Annotated in this window: 1 protein-coding gene; it reads left to right on the top strand. The window is 43.1% G+C overall.

Annotation, left to right across the window (positions count from 1 at the left end; translation table 11 throughout):
- Positions 1-343, top strand: a 343-nt coding sequence (locus FE394_RS18470; protein ID WP_319927797.1) for an inverse autotransporter beta domain-containing protein, incomplete at both ends; no start/stop codon positions are given.

The raw sequence follows: 343 nt of genomic DNA, 5'->3' as shown, positions 1-343 counted from the left end.
TGTCATCATCGCCTTCCCAATTAGCAGAACAAGCCAAATCCTATGCTTTGGGAAAAATTAACAGTACCGTTGCCTCCGAAGCCCAGAAATGGTTATCCCAGTTTGGGACCGCCAGAATTAATTTTGGTCTGGACAAAAAAGGCACGTTAGAAAATAACTCACTCGATCTATTACTGCCGATTTATGACAATAAAGCCGATTGGCTGTTTTTCTCCCAATTGGGTTACCGCAATAAAGACAGCCGGAATACCATTAACGTCGGGTTAGGCGGACGCTATTTTTATCAAAACTGGATGTATGGCCTGAATACCTTCTATGACCATGACCTCACCGGTAAAAACCA

The organism is Xenorhabdus littoralis, from assembly GCF_033949345.1.
GTDB classification, from domain to species: domain Bacteria; phylum Pseudomonadota; class Gammaproteobacteria; order Enterobacterales; family Enterobacteriaceae; genus Xenorhabdus; species Xenorhabdus littoralis.
This window is presented reverse-complemented; position numbering and strand designations above follow the sequence as displayed.